Here is a 15589-nt window from a genome sequence, read left to right on the forward strand (position 1 = left end):
GTCGCAGGGGCGCGGGCCTGCGCAACCGATTTATCGGGGGCTGTGCCGACTCTTCGAGGCCTCTCTGTCCGAGGGGCTTCTCGGCGTCGAGCCGGCAGCCGACATCCTGCGGGCCGCGGCAGCAGACACCAGCAGCGGCGAGGGCGCGGACAGCAAAACGCAGCGACAGCCAGAGGTGCTGGTGAACAGTGCCCCCGACGGCGGCCAGGTCAGTGGCGGCGGACAGCGTCCTCGACCAGGTCGAGCACCCGCACCAGATCCCCCGGCGGCCGCCCGGTGGCCAGATGCAGCACCAACCCGTCATACGCCAGCTCAAGGAACTGCGTCAGAACCTCCACCGGCACGTCCTGCCGCAGCACCCCGGCGTCCCGCTGGCGCTGCAACCGGTCGCGGGTCGCGTCGGCGATGGCGGCGGAGCGTTCGGCCCAGCGTTTGGCGAAGGCCGGGTCGGTGCGCAGGCGGTGGGAGACTTCGAGTTGGGTGCCGAGCCAGCCGGCGGTGTCGCCGTCGCTGGTGCCGGCGCGGTCGAGCAGGTCACGCATCACCTGGACGAGGCCGTTGCGGGCGACGGTCTCGACCATGGTGGCGGCGTCATCTTCGGCGACGGCGAGGAAGAGGGATTCCTTGTCGCGAAAATGGTGGAAAATCGCGCCGCGGGACATGCCGGTGGCCTCTTCGAGGCGGCGGACGGTGGCGCCCTCGTAGCCGTAGCGGGCGAAGCAGCCGCGGGCCGCCGAGAGGATCTCGTGGCGACGGGCGTCTAGCTGGTCCTGGCTTACTCTGGGCACACAACTGATCGTGTCACGGGGCCCCGGCCGCTTGCAATCCGTACGTACGGCTTTTTAAGCCACGATCGGATGATGCGAATTACGTCAAGCTTTCAGCTCTTTGTTTACAGTCCTGGACTGTTCGCTTCGGGCGCTGCTCACGTAAGGTGCCCGGGTGCCTCTAGTCTTCCTCGCCCTGGACGACACCCTGCTCGACCGCAGCGGTGCGTATCGGTTGTGGGCTAAGGGTTTCCTCGACGAGATCGGCGCATCACAAGATGATCTTGACTGGCTGGTCGCCGTGGACGCCGACGGCCTGACCTCGCGGTGGGATCTCGCTGACCAGATCCGGGACCGCTACCAGCTACGAGTGCCGGCCATCGATCTCGTGGACGAGCTCCACGAGGGGCCTCAGGCATTCGAGCGGCTCGATCCGATGGTGGGCTGCGCGCTCGAGATCGCCGCCGACGCCGGCCTCATCCCGGTCGTCGTCACGAACGGCGCCGCCGAGCAATCGGAAGGACGCATCCGGCGTACAGGCCTGGACCGTTATGTCGCCGATTGGGTGATTTCCGAGCAAGCCGGCGTGAGCAAGCCCAACCCGCGCATCTTCGCCCTCGCCGCCCAGCGCGTCCGGATGCGCCTCGCCGGGGCCTGGGTCGTCGGCGACAGCCCGGAGGCCGACATCGGCGGCGCCGCCGCGCTCGGCCTGCCCAGCGTCTGGCTGCACCGCGGCCGCGAGTGGATGGACACGCGCTTCGCGCCGACCCGCGTCGTCGGCAACGTCATCCAGGGCCTCTCCGCGATCATGTCCACCCGAGCCTGACCCTCAAAGATCAACTTCATTCGCGCGTACGGCGACAAGCCGCGCCGACCCGGCCCGGCCGTTCTGGTCGATCGACATCGGACAACGGCGGACGCGAATGCCGTCGTGCGGCGATTCACCGCCGACGACGCTGCCCGACCGCCGGTGAACGGGTTGCACCCGGCCGACGCGGCGACCGCGGCCGCTCTGGGAAGATGGGCGGCATGGATCTCGGGCTGGCCGATCGTGTCTTCATCCTCACCGGCGCCTCGCGCGGGCTGGGCCTCGCCACCGCGCAGGCCCTCGTCGACGACGGCGCGCGGGTGGTGATCTCGTCGCGCGACGAGGACAAGGTCGCCGACGCCGTCGATCAGCTCGGCGCCGGGAACGCGGTCGGGGTGACCGCCGACCTGTCCGATCCGGACAGCCCGCGGGAGCTGGTGCACACGGCGACCGAGCGCTTCGGGCGCCTCGACGGGGCGCTGGTCTCGGTGGGCGGGCCACAGCCGGGCACGGCCGCGAGCATGAGCGACGACCAGTGGCGTGAGGCGTTCGAGACGGTGTTCCTGGGGTCGCTGCGCGCGGTCCGGACGTTCGCGTCGGCGCTGCCCGGGGGCGGTGCGATCGGGCTGGTGCTGTCCACCTCGGTGAAGGCGCCGCTGAGCGGGCTCGGGCTCTCCAACGGTCTGCGGCCGGGTCTGGCGATGGCCGCGAAGGACATGGCCGACGAGTACGGTCCGCGCGGCATCCGGGTGTTCGGGATCATGCCGGGGCGGTTCATGACCGACCGGAACCGGGAGTTGTTCCAGATGACCGGGGATCCGGCGACCGCGGCGGCCGAGGTGTCGGAGCGCATCCCGGTGCGGCGGATCGGGGAGCCGCCGGAGTTCGGGCGGGTCGGCGCGTTCCTGCTGTCGCCGGCGGCGAGCTATGTGACCGGGTGCGTGATCCCGGTCGACGGCGGATCCCTGCGCGCCCTGTGACCGATTTCGCCGCTCCGGTTTCGCCCGACAGTTTTCGCAAACCGACCGCCGACGAGGTCGCCGCGGCCGGCAATCGGACCATTCCCGATCTCGTCGGTCCCGATTTGCGCATTTTGTTCTCCGGAATCAATCCGAGCCTCTACTCGGCGGCGACCGGACATCATTTCGCGCGACCCGGTAATCGTTTCTGGCCGACACTTCACGGCGCCGGGTTCACCGACCGCCTGCTGCACCCGTCCGAGCAGCATCTGCTGCCCGCGCTCGGCCTCGGCATCACCAACGTCGTCGCGCGGGCCACGGCCCGGGCCGACGAGCTCACCCCGGACGAGCTGGTCACCGGTGGTGCGATCCTGGCCGAGCGGGCCGGTCGTCTCCGGCCCCGATTCCTGGCCGTGCTCGGCGTGACCGCCTATCGCGCCGCGTTCGGCCGCCCCAAGGCCAGGATCGGCCGGCAGGCGGACACGGTGGGCGGCGTCCCGGTCTGGGTGCTGCCCAACCCTAGCGGCCTGAACGCGCACTTCCAGCTCCCGGACCTGGTCCGCGAGTTCACCGTGCTGCGTGCGGCCGCCGCCTGATCAGGGGGTGAAGCGGTCGTCGCCGGGGCGCGGCGGCAGGACCCGCTGCTCGTGGATGACGGTCTCGCGGCGGAACCGCTCGGCCGACGGATGCCAGGCCTCGTCGATCGGGCCCATGATGCCGCCGCCGATGCCCTTGCGCTTCACCCACGCGCCGAACCGCGCGAACGCCCACAGCAGCGCGCCGAGCACGACGGCGAAAATCAGGAAACCGGTCACGGCTCCACGGTAACGGTCAGCGGCGCGGGCGCCTGCGCGAACTGGGTGCGGTAGAGATCGGCGTACGTCCCGCCGGCCGCGATCAACTCCTGGTGCGTGCCGCGTTCGACGACCCGCCCGTGGTCGAGCACCACGATCAGGTCGGCCTCCCGGATCGTGGAGAGCCGGTGGGCGATGACCAGCGCCGTCCGGCCCCGCAGGGCCGTGGCCAGGGCCCGCTGCACGGCCGCCTCGGACTCGCTGTCCAGGTGGGCCGTGGCCTCGTCCAGGATCACGATGGACGGCTGCTTGAGCAGGAGCCGGGCGATGGCGATGCGCTGCTTCTCGCCTCCCGAGAAGCGGTAGCCGCGCTCCCCCACGACCGTGTCCAGCCCGTCCGGCAACGCCCGTACGAGATCGCCGACCTGAGCCCCGTCGAGGGCGGTCCACATCTCGTCGTCGGTCGCGCCCGGACGTGCGTACCTCAAATTCTCGGCGATCGTCTCGTGGAACAGATGCGAGTCCTGGGTGACCACACCGACCGTGTCCCGCAGCGAGTCCAGCGTCGCGTCGCGCACGTCCACGCCGCCGACCAGGACCGCGCCGCCGGTGACGTCGTAGACCCGGGAGACCAGCATCGACGTGGTCGACTTGCCGGCACCGGACGGGCCGACCAGCGCGACCAGCTGACCGGGTTCGACCGTGAAGTCGACGCCGTGCAGGACCGGGGCGTTCTCGGTCCGGTCCAGGGTCGCCACGTCCTCCAGCGTCGCCAGGGACACCTCGGCCGCACTCGGGTAGCGGAACCGCACGTCGCGGAACTCGACCCGGCCGGAGCCGGCCGGGATCGGGGTGGCGTCCGGCTTCTCGGCGATGCCCGGTTCGAGGTCGAGCACCTCGAAGACCCGGTCGAACGAGACCAGGGCGCTCATCACGTCGACCCGGACGTTGCTGAGCGCGGTGAGCGGGCCGTAGAGGCGGGTCAGCAGCAGCGCCAGCGTCACCACGGTGCCGGCCGAGACCTCACCGTGGACGGCCAGCCAGCCGCCGAGTCCGTAGGTCAGCGCCTGGGCCAGCGAGGCGACGAGCAGCATGGCCACGAAGAACGTGCGGGAGAACATCGCCTGTTGGACGCCGATGTCCCGTACGCGCTCAGCTCTTTCCCCGAATTTGGCGGCCTCGGCGTCGGGCCGGCCGAAGAGCTTGACCAGCAACGCGCCGGACACGTTGAACCGCTCGGTCATCGTGGCGTTCATCTGGGCGTCGAGGTTGTACGACTCCCGGGTGATCTCGGCCAGCCGCTTGCCGACCCGCCGGGCCGGGATGATGAAGACCGGCAGCAGGGCCAGCGAGATCACCGTGATCGGCCAGGACAGGGTGAACATCACGGCCGCGGTGAGCACGAGCTGGATGGAGTTGCTGAGCACGCCGGACAGCGTCGACGTGAAGGCGCGCTGGGCACCGACCACGTCGTTGTTGAGCCGGCTGACCAGGGCTCCGGTCTGCGTGCGGGTGAAGAACTGCAGCGGCATGCGCTGCACGTGGTCGTAGACGCGGGTCCGCAGGCTGAGGATGATCCCCTCGCCGATGCGGGCCGAGTACCACCGCTGGGCCAGCGACAACAACGCGTCGGCGATCGCCAGGCCGGCGATGAACAGCGCGATCCGGATGACCGTGGCCGCCGCGTCGGACCCGCCCCGGGTGATCGCGTTGACCACGTCGCCGGCGAGCAGCGGCGTGGCCACGCCGATGCCGGCGTCGAAGACCACGGCGAGCAGGAAGACCGCGATGTCCCGGCGGTACGGCTCGGCGAAACGTAGGATCCGCCGCGTGGTGCCGGGTGTGACCTGGTGTTTCGCCACCCGGTCGGCGCTCTGGATCGAACGCAGCATGTTCCAGCCGGCCATGCTCATTTCCGTCACCTCCCGGGAGTCAGCAACCCGGGAGGTGACAGCACTATTCCGCGAGAGGGACCGCTCCGCTGCCCTGAGCGGTCCCGTCCGTTCCTCGAACCCTTTTCCTACTCCCCGGCCCCGAGCAGCTCCGACAACCGGCGCGTCTGCGCCTCCCGTTCGGCGCGGTCCTGCTCGGCGTACGACCGGCCGGGTGCCCCGGCCAGCAGACCCTTGATCTCGGCGACGGCACCCGCGTCCCCGGCCAGCACGGCGGTGACCAGTGCGGTGACCGCTTCGTCGAGCTCGGCCCGCGGAACCACGGAGGTGGCGAGGCCGATCCGATCCGCCTCGTCGGCCGCTATCCGCCGCCCGGTGACACAGATCTCCAGTGCCCGGGACGGCCCGATCAACTCGGTGAGCCGTTTCGTCCCGCCCAGATCGGGCACCAGACCGAGAGACACCTCGGCCATCGAGAACCGTGCGTCATCGGCGAGCACGCGCATGTCACAGTTCAACGCCAACTGGAAGCCGGCGCCTATGGCATGTCCCTGCACCGCCGCGACGGACACGATGGACGGACTCCGCAACCACGTGAACGCGGTCTGGAAGCCCGCTATCCGATCCGCGCAGTCGACGGCTGACAACTGCGCCAAGCGAGCCAGAGAGGAATCGCCGTTGCCCTTGGCGACAGACAGATCCAGGCCCGCTGAAAACGCACGGCCTTCGGCTCGCACAATGACGACGCGGACGTCGCCCGGCAATTTCCGGGAAATGTTGCTGAGCTCCGACCACATGGCCGGAGTCTGTGCATTGAGAACGTCGGGCCGGCACAACGTGACCGTCGCGACCGGCCCAGCCAGTTCGTAGCGAACGCCTACTTCGTCGGCGGTTGACGTTTTTACCGGCTCGGCGTCGGCCGCTGTCACGCCTTCTTGCGGCGGCGGGCGCCGCCACGCTGGCGCAACTGCACACCGGATTCGGTGAGCACGCGGTGGACGAATCCATAGGAGCGGCCGGTGGAAGCGGCAAGGGCCCGGATGCTCTCACCGGAGGTGTAACGCTTCACCAGGTCCTTGGCGAGCGACTGCCGCTCGCTACCGACGATTCGACGACCCTTCTCAGTACTGGTAGCTGTGCCAGTGGCTGCCATCTTGAATCCTCACGTCGCAGACAGTGCGGTCAGATACGGTCCCACCTATTACACCGCCTCCAACGATCATGCGCCAGGCATCTGTCACCCAGGAACGTGCCCATTTATTACTGTCAGGAACTTGACGGTCACCACGCGCATCAATGTCAGACAGTTAGCCGGTGAGCTGGGAAGCAGCATTTCCGGCGGGCCACCGGTGACCCACCCGGCTCTCCAAGACCATCGATCACCTGCGGAAACTCTGGATCGAGAGGACACCCGTCAGCGCCACTCAGGGTAGCTGTGCGGAGACTCTGGGCGACCGGCGGGGAGCGTCGAGCGCACGCCGCAGCAAGTCCGACGTGCCCGCAAACGCCCGAACATCGCACTGTCTGTGTGGGCACCAGTTGACAACTGACGATGCCGTTGATCCTGGATCACCGGCACCGTCAGTCGCGAAATACGGCAGGTTTGAGCAGGGCCGACTCGCGGTAAGGCGCTTTTCCGCAGCCCGAGTCGGAGAGGGTCACGCCAGCTCGACGAGCTCCAGCAGGTCGTCGCTCCACGCGTCCTCGTCGCCGTCCGGCAGCAGGATCGCGCGGTCCGGCTTCAGCGCCTGCACACAGCCCGCGTCGTGGGTGACCAGCACGATCGCCCCCGGGTAGTTGGCGATCGCGTCCAGCACCTGCTCGCGGCTGACCGGGTCGAGGTTGTTCGTCGGCTCGTCCAGCAGCAGCACGTTCGCCCCCGAGCAGACCAGGGTGGCCAGCGCCAGGCGGGTCTTCTCACCGCCGGAGAGCACGCCGGCCGGCTTGTCGACGTCGTCCCCGGAGAAGAGGAACGCGCCCAGGATCTTCCGCAGCTCGGTGTCGGTCTGCTCGGACCCGGCGCTGCGCATGTGCTCCAGGATCGTGCGGTCCACGTCCAGGGTCTCGTGCTCCTGGGCGTAGTAGCCCAGCCGCAGGCCGTGGCCCGCGCGCACCTCACCGGTGTCGGACTTGAGCATGCCGCCGAGGATGCGCAGCAGGGTGGTCTTGCCGGCGCCGTTCAGGCCCAGGATCGCGACGCGCGAACCCCGGTCGACGGCCACGTCGACATCCGCGAAGATCTCCAGCGACCCGTACGACTTCGACAGGCCGTGCCCGGTGAGCGGCGTCTTGCCGCACGGAGCCGGGTTGGGGAAGCGCACCTTGGCCACCTTGTCCGAGGTGCGGACCTCGTCCAGGCCGCCGAGCAGTTTCTCGGCGCGCTTGGCCATGTTCTGCGCGGCGACGGTCTTGGTGGCCTTGGCCCGCATCTTGTCGGCCTGGGCCATCAGGGCACCGGCCTTCTTCTCGGCGTTGGCCCGCTCCCGGCGGCGGCGGCGCTCGTCGGTCTCGCGCGCCTCCAGGTACGTCTTCCAGCCCATGTTGTACATGTCGACGACCGAACGGTTGGCGTCCAGATACCAGACCTTGTTGACCGCGGCGTCCAGCAGCTCGACGTCGTGGCTGATCACGATCAGGCCGCCCTTGTGCTGCGCCATGTAACCGCGCAGCCAGGCGATCGAGTCCTGGTCGAGGTGGTTGGTGGGCTCGTCGAGCAGCAGGATGCCCTTGCCGTTCTGCCCCGAGTTGGCGAACAGGATGCGGGCCAGCTCGATCCGCCGGCGCTGACCGCCGGAGAGGGTGCCGATGGTCTGGGCCAGCGCGCGGTCCGGCAGACCCAGGTTGGCGCAGATGCGGGCGGCCTCGGCCTCGGCGCCGTAGCCACCGAGGGCGGAGAACTGATCCTCCAGCTGGCCGTAGCGGCGGACGAGCTTGTCCTCCGAGCTCTCCTCCAGCTGGATCTCCAGCTTCTGCATCTCGGCCAGGATCGTGTCCAGCCCGCGGGCCGAGAGCACCCGGTCGCGGCCGGTCACGTTCAGGTCGCCGGTCCGCGGGTCCTGCGGGAGGTAACCGATCTCACTGGTCCGCTCGACCTGACCCGCGTACGGAATCCCCTCGCCGGCCAGCACCTTGAGCGTGGTCGTCTTGCCGGCGCCGTTGCGGCCGACCAGGCCGATCCGGTCGCCGGGCTGCACCCGTAGGGTGGTCGGGGAGATCAGGATGCGCGCGCCGGCGCGGAGTTCGAGTCCGGTGGCGGTGATCATGATAAATTCTCGCTCTCAGTGAACGGGCTGACTCAGGGCGCAAGAAAACGCCGGCCATCCAGGGATGGTCGGCGCCGGGCAGGTCAGCCTTCGCAGAGCAGCACCCGGCCATCTTACCGGGCACCCGGCGGTAGCTCCCACTCGATTAGTTCGGGAGCGCATCGGGTACCTCGGGACCGTCCGGGTCCGGTCCAGTATCGGGCGTGCCGAGCTGATCATTCATCGATGAGGGTCCCATGGAGCTGAACGAACGAGCGGAACTCGACTCCTCTCAAGTCAACGATCTGGGCAGCAGTGGCGGCTCCGGTGGAGGCGGTTTCAACCTGCCCATCGGCGGCGGCGGCCTGGCCGGGATCATCATCACCGTGCTGCTGGCCCTGATCGGCGGCGGCATCGGGCTGCACTCGGCCACCAGCGACGACAACTCGCCGTCGTCCGGGGGCACCGACCTGGGGCAGGCCTGCGCGCAGAGCAACCCGGACCGGTTCAAGAACGTCAAGTGCCGCAACCTGCTGTACGTCAACAGCATCCAGTCGTACTGGCAGCAGGAGTACCCGAAGATCACCTCGGGCAAGAAGTACGAACTGGCCGACACCAACTACTTCGAGAACCGGGTCAACACCGGGTGCGGCGCGGCCGACTCGGGCGTGGGGCCGTTCTACTGCCCGCAGGACCACCAGGTGTACATCGACCTGAGCTTCTACAACGAACTGTCCTCGCGGTTCGGTGCCGACGGCGAGTTCGCCGCCCCCTACGTGCTGGCTCACGAGTACGGCCACCACATCCAGGACCTGCTCGGCACCAACGCGAAGGCGGCGCAGGGCGAGCAGACCGGTGCCTCGTCGGCGTCGGTCCGTCTCGAGCTCCAGGCCGACTGCTACGCCGGGACCTGGGCCAAGCACGCCACCGAGAGCCGCGACAAGACCGGCCAGCAGCCGCTGTTCACGTCGATCACCGCGACCGACATCAGCCAGGCGATCGACACGGCCGAGGCGATCGGGGACGACACCATCCAGAAGAAGTCCGGTGGCAGCGTCAACCCGGACCAGTTCACGCACGGCACCTCGGCCCAGCGCAAGAAGTGGTTCAGCCAGGGCTACCAGTCCGGCAACCCGGAGAACTGCGACACGTTCGGCGCGTCCAGCCTCTGACGCCGGGTCAGGGCACGTCGATCAGCTGATCCACCGGGGCGTAGTCGTCGGTCAGCACCCGGGCCGGGCCGGCGAAACGATCACCTCGGACGACACCGATGCCGGTGGCTCCGTGCGCGGACAGCGCCGCACGGAGCCGGGTCACCGGCACGGTGGCGTCCGAGGCGAGCATCACGAAGTTGCCGGCCCGCTCGCCGCGCAGCACGGCCGGGTCGCCCAGGATCACGACGTCGCCGAAGACCTGGCACAACGTCGCCGCCTCGGCCCGGGCCAGCGCCCCGCCCGGCCCGTCGATGAGGTTCAGCACATAGGTTCCGCCCGGCCGCAGGACACGGCGCACCCCGGTCACGAACTCGGCCGTGGTGAGGTGCCAGGGCACGGCGACCTGGCTGAACGCGTCACCGATGACGACGTCCTGTGACGCGGCCGGACTCGCGCCCACCGCGACCCGGGCGTCCTGCGTCGCGTACGTGGTCCCGGCCGGCTGCGGGAACCGCTCACGCACCAGATCCAGCAGCGCCGCGTCGATCTCGACGACCCGCTGCCGCGAGCCGGCCCGAGTGGCCGCGACGTAACCGGGCAGCGTGAGCGCCCCACCACCGAGGTGCAGCACGTCGAGCGGGCCGGCCGGCGCGGGCACGGCGTCCACCGCGGCGGCGATCATCCGGGTGTAGCCGAACTTGAGGTAGCGGGGATCGGCCACGTCGACGTACGAGTGTGACTCGGCGTTCAGGACCAGGGTCCGGCCGCCCGGGTGGCTCGCGTCGGCCACCACCGAGGCGCACTCGTACGCGGTCTCCACCTCGCACGGCGACGGCGCCGAGCGCGCCACCGCGACGGCGGTCCCGAGCGCGACGACCACCAGCACGGTGGCGCCGAGCCGGGCCCTCCGGATCGTCCGGCGCAGGCCGAGCCCGGCCCCGGCCACCGCGAGCAGGCCGGCCAGGAACCACACGATCCCGCTCGACGGCAGCGCCGCGACCAGCACGAATCCGGTGAGCAGGCTGGCGCTGACCGACCCGAGCGTGCCCAGCCCGGAGAGCCGCCCGACGACCGAGCCGCTGCGGCTCAGGTCGGTGATCCGCAGCCGGGCGACGATCGGGCTCACCGTGGAGAGCAGCGCGGCCGGCGCCAGCAGGGTGGCCGCGGCCATCAGCAGCACGCCCGGGGTGCCGGCCCCACCGAGGTGCGGGCCGAGCCGGCGGACGGCCGGGACGGTCAGCGCGGTCGTCGCCGCGGCGGCCAGCAGAATGACCGGCAACAGCGACTGAGCGCCTTTCCGATCCGCGAGACGACCGCCCGCCCAGGCCCCACCGGCAATTGCCGCGAGAGCGACGGTGATGACTCCGGTAGATGTTTCCAATGTCACACCGGTATAGGGCGCGATCAGTCGCATGCCGACGATTTCCAGCGCGAGAACAACCGCCCCGGAGAGAAATACCAGGAGCCCGCCAAGCCATCCGGGCAGAGGCACAGCATCGGTTCCCTCGGCCGCCGGGGACCGCAGAGCCTCGCCCTGAGCAGTGGCTTCCGGATCCGCGACGGTTTGTCGCACGCGACACACTCCACATTACATCGATGTCCTCAACGTCGACCGGCAACCTATCCCGATCCATTTCGGCGACGCCGCGCGGGGCTCCAAATATCTGCAATCCTCGATTTGATCGATTGTGTTAGCGTCCCCAGCCGTTGATCAATGGATTCAACGACCACCCACCACAATGGAGGAATACATGGCGATTCGTCGTCGCATCGGCACCGCCTTGGCGGGCCTCGCGATCGCCACCGGGATCACCGGCACCGCCGTCCTGGTCGCGACCACGCCGGCCATGGCGATGGAGCTGAACCCCGACGCCGACATCGACACCAGCCAGATCGAGGACTGCCGCACCGGCACCAAGTGCTACAAGTGCCTGCACGCCAGTACCTGGACGCGGGTCACCAAGTACCACAAGCTCACTCAGAAGGGCTGCTACGACTTCGGCTGATCCCTCACGCCGGCCCCTCGTTCCCGTGCCCCCGCCGGGCCGTGATGGCAGAATCGCCAGAGCGCACCGGCCTCCGGGCGCGGTGACCTCCGGCCGCCGACCCGCACCTGGCGCGGGACGGCGGCCGGATCCGTGTCACGGCTCGCGGATCAGCACCGGCACCGCCCGGGCCAGCGGGATCGCGTTCAGCAGGACGGCGTGACGCGGCTCGGGCACGTCCAGCAGCCGGCCGGCCCGCAACGCGGCCAGCGGCGCCAGCTGACGGTCGGCCAGGACCGCGTCCACCGCGGCCCGATCGCCGCCGGTCACCAGCGCGGCCAGCGTCCGTACCTCAGGAAGAAGGATCCGGCCGGCAATCCCGGCGCTGTCCGCGGTCGCCGCCTTGGCCTGGTTGTCCCGGCGCCGCGCGAACCGCTGCTGCGACCAGCCGCCCGCCGCCGTCCGCCCCTGCACGTAGTGGGTGTCCACCTTGGAGGCGACCAGCTCGGTCCCGTCGGCGACACCGGCCGCGACCGCGCCCTTGCGCGCCAGCAGCAGCCCGAGCCGGCGGGGCGTGCGCGCGGCGGCGATGAGATCGGTCACGGTCGCCGGTTCACCCGCGCCGGGCGGGGCGTGCAGGGTCGCCTCGGCACCGTCCTCGGCGATCAGGATCAAACCCTCTTCCCGGTACGGACCGTGCCGCCCGGCGAAGTTGGCCAGCCAGCGTTCGAGCCGCTCCGGTGCGACATCCACCCATTTCCCGCCGCCGGCGGCCGGCCGTTCACCCATTCTTGTCAGACTACGGTGGCAGGATCGCCGGCATGACGACGTCCTCACCGTTCGTCGCCGAGCTGACCGCGAGGCTGCTCGGGCGGCTGACCGCCGACTTCGAGACCGGCCGCGATCCGGACCGCGCCCCGGCCATGGAGGCGTACATGCGGGACCAGTTCCCGTTCCTCGGCCTCAGTGCCGGCGCCCGCCGGTCGGCCGCGCGCACCGCCCTGGCCGGCCTGCCGAAACCCTCCGAGGAGGAGCTCGCCGAGATCGTCCGGGGCTGCTGGGCGCGCGACGAGCGGGAGTTCCAGCAGTTCGCCTGCGACTACCTGGTGACGCACGTCACGGTGCCGGGGCCCGGCTTCCTCGACGTCGCCGAGGAGTTGATCACGACGAAGTCCTGGTGGGACACGGTCGACCCGCTCGCCACCCGCTTCGTCGGCGGCCTGGTCCGGCGCCACCCCGACCTGGTCGCCCGGATGGACGCGTGGTCCGGGTCCGACAACCTGTGGCTGATCAGGACGGCGATCCTGCACCAGTTGCACTACGGCGCGGAGACGAACACCACACGCCTGTTCTCGTACTGCACTCGTAACGCCGCCCACCGGGACTTCTTCGTCCGGAAAGCCATCGGGTGGGCGCTGCGCCACCACGCCCGCACCGACCCGGCGGCCGTGCGTTCCTACCTGACGGCCCACGCCGCCGTCCTGTCCCCGTTGTCGATGCGAGAGGCGGCAAAACACCTTTAAAACCCTTATTGGGTACGTCATGAGCCGCCCGCCCGCGAATGCCACGGCGGGCGATCGATGACGGGCGGCTCACCCCGTGCGGGCCGCCCTGCGCGGGGCCGGCGGCTTCCGGGTCAGGCTTCGCGACTCCGGCTGCGAGTGTTGTGGCTGCTCAGGAGTTCAGTAGTAGGCGGACGGCCAGAGCGGCGATCACCACGCTCGACGTGAGCGCGGTGAGAAGCCGGCCGCGGGGACTGGTCAGCAGGCGGCCCACCAGGGAACCGCTGCCGGCGATCAGCAGCTGCCAGCTGGCCGAGGCCAGGAAAGCACCGATCACGAACCAGACGCCGCCGCCCGAGCCACCGTTGCCCAGGACCAGCGCCGCAAAATAGATCACCGTGGCCGGGTTGAGCAGGGTCAGGCCGAGAATGCCGGCGTACGCGCGGAACGCCGTGGTCGGGTGCTCCTCCCGCGCCCCGCCACCGGGGCCACGGATCGCGCCCCACGCGGTCCACGCCGCGAACGCCAGCAACACGACACCACCCACCCAGCGCAGCGGCTCGGCGATCGGGGCGATCACACCCGCGACGGCCGCTCCCCCGGCCACCGCGATGCAGGCGTAGATCCCGTCCGCGGTGGCCGCACCCATCCCGGCCGCGGCCCCGACCCGCAACGACGTGCGCGCGCTCAGCCCGGCGATCAGCGCACCGATCGCCCCGACCGGCACCGCGATCCCATACCCGGCGACCACACCGGCCAGAAACCCCGCGCTCACAACCGCTCCCCCCGCCGGAGCGCCGCCCCACACCCGAACCCGTCACCGGGCCGGCGGTCAAGGCAGCCCCGGGAGTGACCCGGGCCGGCCGGGCGACGTGAAAGCACCGAAGTAAAAATGCCGCCGGGCCGGTAGGCGGGGGTCATGACGCCTGCTCAGGCACCACCGTTCCCCGGACGCCCTGCTGCTGTCGCCCGGACCGTTCAGCCGCGGGAACTAAAACAGCAAGGTAGGCCATCAGCTCGATCACGCCGCCATCATCCCGGCCGCCCCACCAGCCCAGCCACCGAATTACTCCCGCCGCCCGCGACAGACCCCGCGCCAGTTCAGCCCACGCCGGTTCAGCCCACGCCGCGACAGGCCCGCGAGGCCCGCGCCGGTCCGGCCCATGCCGCGGGTCGCGCCCTCAGCTGGCACTGAGGGCTGTTCCAAAGGGCCCGACACAGCCCTGAGCACCAGCCCGCCACCGCGACCTTCGCGCAGGCCCGGCCCGCGCCGCGGGTCACGGGCTCGGCTGGCACTGACGGCTGTTCCCAGGGGTCCGACACAGCCCTGAGCACCAGCCCGCCACCGCGACCTTCGCGCGGGCCTGGCTCGTGGCGCGGGTCACGGGCTCGGCTGGTGCTGACGGCTGTGTCTGGCGGGTTTTGCAGCCCTCAGCGCCAGCCGGTGGGTGGGGGCGCGGCTGGGGCTGGTGTCGCGGTGGGGCGGCGTGGGAGACGCACGGGGCTTGGGTGAAGGGGTTCGGGCGTGGACCGGTTTTTGGTCTGACCGCAACCACCCACGCAGATCGCCCTGGAGGGTTGAGCGTTCTGGGCGCGCCAGCGCCCTGCTCGGCCCGGAAGGGTCCCCGCGGGAGCGACGATCTGGACCACGGCGGACCTGGGACATGATGGTCTTGAATTTGATCGTCACCGCTCGCGGCTTCCCGGCGACGGACCGTGACAGATAGGGTCCGATCATGGGTGTCGTCGCGGAGCTGATCCTGATCCGGCATGGGCAGAGCCTGGCCAACGTGCTGTTCCCGGAGGCGGATGCGCAGGGGCGGCTCGAGGTCGCGCTGAGCGGGCGTGACGCCGAGGTTCCGCTGACCGGGATCGGTCAGGAGCAGGCGCGGGCGGTCGGGCGCTGGCTGGCATCGCTGCCGGTGGAGCAGCGGCCCGAGGTGGTCGTGACGTCGCCGTATCTGCGGGCGCGGGAGACCTGGCGGATCGCGGCGGAGGCGTCGGGGTCGGGGACGCCGGTGCCAGAGACCGACGATCGCCTGGTGGATCGGCTTCTCGGGGAGCTTGAGATGTTGACCCGGGCGGCTGTCGCGGCGCGTTTCCCGGGGGAGGCGGCGCGGCGGAGCGTGGCCGGCGAGTGGGAGTACCGGCCGCCCGGTGGGGAATCATTCGCGGACATCCGGGTGCGGCTCAGTTCCTTTCTGGACGATCTTCATCGGGAGCATGCCGGGCGTCGCGTGGTGGTCGTCGCGCATGACGCGGTGGTGCTGATGACCCGGGCGGTCATCGAGGATCTTGATTGGGACGGGCTGGCCGCGGTGGAGAAGGCGGCCGGGTCGGTGCGGAATGCGTCGGTCAGCCGGTTCATGGACGACGGAAACAGTCTGAAACTTGACCGATACAACGTGATCGACCATCTACCACCGGCCTGAACGACAGAAACACATCGATCAGCGTCTTCCAAAGAATTCTTTGCATGGATAGGT

The 15589-nt window shown here is 70.1% G+C and carries 16 protein-coding genes; 7 read left to right on the plus strand and 9 right to left on the minus strand.

Annotated elements, in window-relative coordinates:
• Nucleotides 1-209: 209 nt before the first annotated feature.
• On the minus strand, nucleotides 210-788 hold the full coding sequence (locus ACSHV8_RS31725; protein WP_436521704.1) for a TetR/AcrR family transcriptional regulator: 579 nt from the start codon (nucleotides 786-788) through the stop codon (nucleotides 210-212).
• Between the two features lie 154 nt (nucleotides 789-942).
• Between ACSHV8_RS31725 and ACSHV8_RS31730 the strand changes: the two genes are divergently transcribed.
• The 3 genes from ACSHV8_RS31730 to mug all read left to right on the plus strand — a co-directional run bounded on the left by ACSHV8_RS31730 (nucleotide 943) and on the right by mug (nucleotide 3130).
• The gene (locus ACSHV8_RS31730; protein WP_436521706.1) at nucleotides 943-1593 is read left to right on the plus strand and encodes an HAD family hydrolase; all 651 of its coding nucleotides are present in this window, start codon (nucleotides 943-945) and stop codon (nucleotides 1591-1593) included.
• Nucleotides 1594-1796: 203 nt separating this feature from the next.
• Nucleotides 1797-2555 carry an SDR family oxidoreductase gene (locus ACSHV8_RS31735; protein ID WP_436521708.1) on the plus strand — a complete coding sequence of 253 codons (759 nt, stop codon included), beginning with the start codon at nucleotides 1797-1799 and terminating at the stop codon, nucleotides 2553-2555.
• Nucleotides 2552-3130, plus strand: a complete 579-nt coding sequence (gene mug / locus ACSHV8_RS31740; RefSeq protein WP_436521710.1) for a G/U mismatch-specific DNA glycosylase — start codon at nucleotides 2552-2554, stop codon at nucleotides 3128-3130. The genes ACSHV8_RS31735 and mug overlap by 4 nt, the downstream gene beginning before the upstream one ends.
• On the opposite strand, the gene ACSHV8_RS31745 is transcribed toward mug, so the two are convergent.
• The 5 genes from ACSHV8_RS31745 to ACSHV8_RS31765 all read right to left on the minus strand — a co-directional run bounded on the left by ACSHV8_RS31745 (nucleotide 3131) and on the right by ACSHV8_RS31765 (nucleotide 8483).
• Nucleotides 3131-3349, minus strand: a complete 219-nt coding sequence (locus ACSHV8_RS31745; RefSeq protein ID WP_436521712.1) for a hypothetical protein — start codon at nucleotides 3347-3349, stop codon at nucleotides 3131-3133. It abuts the gene before it with no gap.
• Nucleotides 3346-5235 carry an ABC transporter ATP-binding protein gene (locus tag ACSHV8_RS31750; RefSeq protein ID WP_436536982.1) on the minus strand — a complete coding sequence of 630 codons (1890 nt, stop codon included), beginning with the start codon at nucleotides 5233-5235 and terminating at the stop codon, nucleotides 3346-3348. The genes ACSHV8_RS31745 and ACSHV8_RS31750 overlap by 4 nt, the downstream gene beginning before the upstream one ends.
• A gap of 113 nt (nucleotides 5236-5348) precedes the next feature.
• Entirely contained in the window at nucleotides 5349-6149 is an 801-nt protein-coding gene (locus ACSHV8_RS31755) for an enoyl-CoA hydratase/isomerase family protein (protein WP_436521714.1), read from the minus strand.
• Nucleotides 6146-6373, minus strand: a complete 228-nt coding sequence (locus ACSHV8_RS31760) for a helix-turn-helix domain-containing protein (protein ID WP_014441759.1) — start codon at nucleotides 6371-6373, stop codon at nucleotides 6146-6148. Before ACSHV8_RS31760 ends, ACSHV8_RS31755 begins: the two co-directional genes overlap by 4 nt.
• Before the next feature lie 505 nt (nucleotides 6374-6878).
• Complete coding sequence (locus ACSHV8_RS31765) at nucleotides 6879-8483, minus strand: ABC-F family ATP-binding cassette domain-containing protein (protein ID WP_436521718.1); 1605 nt, start codon at nucleotides 8481-8483, stop codon at nucleotides 6879-6881.
• Nucleotides 8484-8719: 236 nt separating this feature from the next.
• Between ACSHV8_RS31765 and ypfJ the strand changes: the two genes are divergently transcribed.
• A complete protein-coding gene (gene ypfJ / locus ACSHV8_RS31770) occupies nucleotides 8720-9634 on the plus strand; it encodes a KPN_02809 family neutral zinc metallopeptidase (protein WP_436521720.1) in 915 nt (304 codons plus the stop codon).
• 7 nt (nucleotides 9635-9641) lie between these two features.
• On the opposite strand, the gene ACSHV8_RS31775 is transcribed toward ypfJ, so the two are convergent.
• Complete coding sequence (locus ACSHV8_RS31775; RefSeq protein ID WP_436536984.1) at nucleotides 9642-11108, minus strand: fused MFS/spermidine synthase; 1467 nt, start codon at nucleotides 11106-11108, stop codon at nucleotides 9642-9644.
• Between the two features lie 259 nt (nucleotides 11109-11367).
• Here ACSHV8_RS31775 and ACSHV8_RS31780 point away from each other — a divergent pair, with 259 nt between their 5' ends.
• Entirely contained in the window at nucleotides 11368-11622 is a 255-nt protein-coding gene (locus ACSHV8_RS31780) for a hypothetical protein (RefSeq protein ID WP_436521722.1), read from the plus strand.
• 135 nt (nucleotides 11623-11757) lie between these two features.
• On the opposite strand, the gene ACSHV8_RS31785 is transcribed toward ACSHV8_RS31780, so the two are convergent.
• Complete coding sequence (locus ACSHV8_RS31785) at nucleotides 11758-12390, minus strand: acVLRF1 family peptidyl-tRNA hydrolase (RefSeq protein ID WP_436521724.1); 633 nt, start codon at nucleotides 12388-12390, stop codon at nucleotides 11758-11760.
• 32 nt (nucleotides 12391-12422) lie between these two features.
• On the opposite strand from ACSHV8_RS31785, the gene ACSHV8_RS31790 reads away from it, so the two are divergent.
• Nucleotides 12423-13124, plus strand: a complete 702-nt coding sequence (locus tag ACSHV8_RS31790; RefSeq protein ID WP_436521726.1) for a DNA alkylation repair protein — start codon at nucleotides 12423-12425, stop codon at nucleotides 13122-13124.
• A gap of 151 nt (nucleotides 13125-13275) precedes the next feature.
• Here the strand turns inward: ACSHV8_RS31790 and ACSHV8_RS31795 are convergent, their stop codons facing one another.
• Nucleotides 13276-13878, minus strand: coding sequence for a LysE family transporter (locus tag ACSHV8_RS31795; protein WP_436521728.1), 603 nt, complete (start codon nucleotides 13876-13878; stop codon nucleotides 13276-13278).
• Between the two features lie 961 nt (nucleotides 13879-14839).
• Here ACSHV8_RS31795 and ACSHV8_RS31800 point away from each other — a divergent pair.
• Nucleotides 14840-15535: a histidine phosphatase family protein gene (locus ACSHV8_RS31800; protein ID WP_436521730.1), complete on the plus strand. Its 696-nt coding sequence runs from the start codon at nucleotides 14840-14842 to the stop codon at nucleotides 15533-15535.
• Nucleotides 15536-15589: the final 54 nt, after the last annotated feature.

It is taken from the genome of Actinoplanes sp. HUAS TT8, assembly GCF_051380535.1.
Lineage (GTDB): Bacteria > Actinomycetota > Actinomycetes > Mycobacteriales > Micromonosporaceae > Actinoplanes.